General features: G+C 30.8%; 4 protein-coding genes. 2 read left to right on the forward strand and 2 right to left on the reverse strand.

Features of this window, described 5'->3' with window-relative positions; all coding sequences use genetic code 11:
- The first annotated feature begins 44 nt into the window (after positions 1–44).
- Complete coding sequence (gene dapF / locus WBG30_RS00785) at positions 45–881, forward strand: diaminopimelate epimerase (RefSeq protein WP_424502736.1); 837 nt, start codon at positions 45–47, stop codon at positions 879–881.
- Between the two features lie 153 nt (positions 882–1,034).
- On the opposite strand, the gene WBG30_RS00790 is transcribed toward dapF, so the two are convergent.
- Together WBG30_RS00790 and WBG30_RS00795 are read right to left on the reverse strand one after the other, a co-directional pair.
- Positions 1,035–2,345 carry a PhoH family protein gene (locus WBG30_RS00790; RefSeq protein WP_424502737.1) on the reverse strand — a complete coding sequence of 437 codons (1,311 nt, stop codon included), beginning with the start codon at positions 2,343–2,345 and terminating at the stop codon, positions 1,035–1,037.
- 11 nt (positions 2,346–2,356) lie between these two features.
- The gene (locus tag WBG30_RS00795; protein ID WP_424502738.1) at positions 2,357–3,151 is read right to left on the reverse strand and encodes a sigma-70 family RNA polymerase sigma factor; all 795 of its coding nucleotides are present in this window, start codon (positions 3,149–3,151) and stop codon (positions 2,357–2,359) included.
- Positions 3,152–3,339: 188 nt separating this feature from the next.
- On the opposite strand from WBG30_RS00795, the gene ruvC reads away from it, so the two are divergent.
- Positions 3,340–3,910: crossover junction endodeoxyribonuclease RuvC (gene ruvC / locus WBG30_RS00800; protein ID WP_424502739.1), on the forward strand; the 571-nt coding region annotated here is incomplete at its 3' end.

Raw genomic sequence — 3,910 nt, forward strand, 5'->3', positions numbered from 1 at the left:
ATTTAAATATAAAACAACATAATTAAAACAAGGGAGAAGATGATATGATTAAATTTGAAAAATACCATGGTTTAGGAAATGATTTTATAATCTTTAATTATAAAGATTTAATGGCAAATAACATAAAGAAAGAACATTTCTCCGATCTAGCTATAAAAGTTTGTGATAGACACACTGGAATTGGTGCTGATGGTATGATGGTTTTAGTTGAAAAAGAAGATCGTTGTCAAATGATATTTATTAATTCTGATGGTAGTATCGTATCTATGTGTGGGAATGGTATCAGATGCTTCTCTAACTATATCTATAACAACAAAATTTTATGTGGGACTACTTATAAGGTCGAGACCCTAGCTGGATTACTTAGTCTAGATATCTCTCCAGATGAAATGTTCAGCGTAAAAGTCAATATGGGCAAACCACTTTTTGATCCTAAATCGATCCCTATGATCACTCCTAAAAAGGAGTTTATCACTGAAGATATTCTTGTTAATGGTGAAGTTTATAAAGTTTCAGTTATTCTTATGGGGGTTCCTCACGCTGTAATTTTTGTAGATGATTTAGAGAAAATAGATCTCGTAGAAGTCGGAAAATCTATTGAAAACAATCCGCTTTTCCCTGAAAAAACTAATGTGAATTTTGTCCAAATTTTAGATGTAGATGAAATTCTTGTAGATACTTGGGAGCGAGGAGCTGGACATACTTTAGCTTGTGGAACAGGATCTTGTGCTTGTGTAGTTGTAGGAGAACTCTTGGGTTCTTTAAATTCTAAAGTTGTTGTCCATCTTACTTTGGGTGATCTGACTATAGAGGTCAAAGATGAGGTCTATATGACTGGTCCAAGTGAGTTAGTAGCAAAAGGAGAATATAAATACAATTAAAAATTAATGTTAAACTCAAAAGATATAATATAAAGATGCAGAGAACCAAAAAGAACTTAGAGAAAAACTCTGAGAATCTCAGTGGTCTTAACATCTCTGCTTTTAAAAAAATAAAAAACCTCCTATAAATTAATTATAGGAGGTCAAAGGGGGCTATAATAATGTAGCTGCCAATTCGGCTAGCTCTGATCTTTCACCTTTTTTCAAGAGAACATGTCCTGATATCTCTACATCTCTAAATCTTTCCGCTAAATAAGTAAGACCATTACTCTCTGTATCGAGATACGGATTATCAATTTGATATGGGTCACCTGTAAATACTATCTTTGTATCTTTTCCTGCTCTGGTAACTATAGTCTTTATCTCATGAGGTGTTAAATTTTGTGCCTCATCTATTATTAAAAACCCTGCTGGAATACTTCTCCCCCTTATATAGGAAAGAGCTTCTATTTTCAATAATCCCAAAGCTTCTAATCCTGCTATTACCTTTTCTCCCGCTTTTTCCTCTTTTGCATTAGCCAAAAAATCTATATTATCAAAAATAGGTTGCATCCAAGGTTTTAATTTTTCTTTTTCACTTCCTGGAAGGTATCCCAATTCTTTTCCCATTGATACTATAGGTCTAGCTATAAATAATTTCTTATATTTACTTCTCTCAACAACTAATTCTAATCCAGAAGCTACAGCTAGTAAAGTTTTTCCTGTTCCTGCTTTTCCTACTAAAGTTACCACTTTAATATCTTCATCCATTAAAAGATCCAGTGCAAAATTTTGTTCTTCGTTTCTTCCTCTAACTCCCCAAACACTTATATCTCCATAAGTCATTCGCTCTATCCGCTTTGTTTTTTTATTGTATCTTCCGAATAAAATTTTTTCCTTATTTTTCATGCTCACAAAACAATTAGCTGAAGGCTCCTCTGTCATAACTTCTACATATTTTATTCTCCCAGATTTTTCATATTTTTTAATAAATTCTTCCTCTAGATCGATCTCCATGTTTCCAGTATATAGTTCCTCTAGATCTGTCTTGTCACTCTTATAATCTTCTACATATATCTCCATAGCATCTGCTTTTATTCTCATATTAACGTCTTTGGATACCAATATTACTTTTTTATCCTTGTCTTTTTTCTTGATATATAGCGCTATTGCTAAGATCCTATTATCCACAATATCTCTCTTTAAAGATAACGGAAGCTCTGTAGTATCGCCTTTAGTTTCTACTCTAAAAAATATACCATTTTCAATCTCTACACCTTTAGCTAAACAACCCTTAGAACGGAGACTATCTATAAATCTTGCAGCTATTCTAGCTGACGCCCCTCTATTTCCACTCTCTTTTTTCAATTTATCTATCTCTTCAATAACATAGATTGGTAAAACTACATCATTATCTTCAAAGTTCGTCATAGCCTTAGGATCATGAATAAGTACGTTTGTATCTAATATATATATCTTTCTCATAGTAACCCCTCCTAATTATTGTACTTTAAATGTATTCTTAGTTTGTTTAAGGCTCGAATCTGTAACTGTCTAATCCTTTCTCTAGTTAGGTGTAACCTTTTCCCTAATATATCCAAAGTTAACACGTCATTGTTTAGTAAACCAAACCTGTATATTATAATCTCTCTTTCTTTTGTTCCTAGTAAATCTAAAGTTTTTAATAATTTTTCCTTATCATTTTCAAATATTAAATTTTCCTCTATATAACCATTTTTATCTGCAATCATACTGTGGAGATTCCCTATTTCTCCATATGGTTCATCTAAAGAATTAAAAGTAACTTCATTTAATTTTAGATATCGTTCTATATCTTTTACCTTTAATTCTGTTTTTATTGAAATATCTTCTAATGTTGGTTCACATCCATATTTTAATTTAAATTTTGTCATATATTTTTTTATTTTGGCTAAATTATCATATATATATATAGGGTATCTAATAACTCCTTTATTAGAAGATATATACCTTAAAATACTTTGTTTTATCCAAAAAGTGGCATAGGTAGAAAATTTTTTCCCCATAGTATAGTCAAATCTTTCAACTGCTTTCATAAGACCTATATTCCCTTCTTGAATCAAATCTTGTATAGGAATTCCTAGCTTGTTATATTTTTTAGCTATACTCACAACCAACCTCAAATTAGACGTTATCATTCGATCCTGTGCATCTATATTTCCTTTTAATATATCTTTAGATATATTAATTTCCTCATCTTTAGTTAGGAGGGGATAGCTACCTATTTCTTTTAAATAATCCGAAATATTCATTTTTACCTCCTTTTTTAGTAATTTATCTATATCAAAAATATACTATTTGTTATTTAAACTTCCTTTTATAATTTATAGAATTTTATTATAATTTATGATAAAATTTAATATACAAAAATAAATATAAAAACAGAGACACTTAATATTCTTTTGGCTCTTAAATTTTGTTTAAACACGAGGAGTAAAAAATGAGAGTAATTGGAATAGATCCCGGAACAGCAATTGTTGGTTTTGGAGTTATAGATTATATTGGAAGTAAATATAAAGTTGTCGATTTTGGCTGTATATACACCTCAAAAGATCTTCCTATGGAAAAGAGGCTTTCTGCTATCTACAACGAATTAGATGAACTCTTAAAAAAATACTCTCCTACCCATATGGCTGTAGAAGATCTTTTTTATTTTAAAAATGCTAAAACAGTTATCTCTGTTGGGCAAGCCAGAGGCGTCATAGTTCTCTGTGGAGAAAAAAATAATATTCCTCAAGTTTCATTTACCCCACTACAAATAAAAATGGGAATAACAGGATATGGCCGAGCTGAAAAAAAACAAGTTCAGTTAATGGTCCAAAGAATTTTAGGCCTTTCAAAAATTCCTCAGCCAGATGATGCCGCGGATGCATTAGCTGTTGCAATTATTCATATAAATTCCTTAAATAGTGGATATATTTTAGCATCTAAGCCTAACCTTTCTAAAATAGCCAATATTAAAAATGGTAAAATAAGTGCAGCAGAGTATCGAAATCTATTAAAGAAAAAGG

The sequence above is a fragment of the Psychrilyobacter sp. genome (assembly GCF_049671765.1).
GTDB lineage: Bacteria > Fusobacteriota > Fusobacteriia > Fusobacteriales > Fusobacteriaceae > Psychrilyobacter.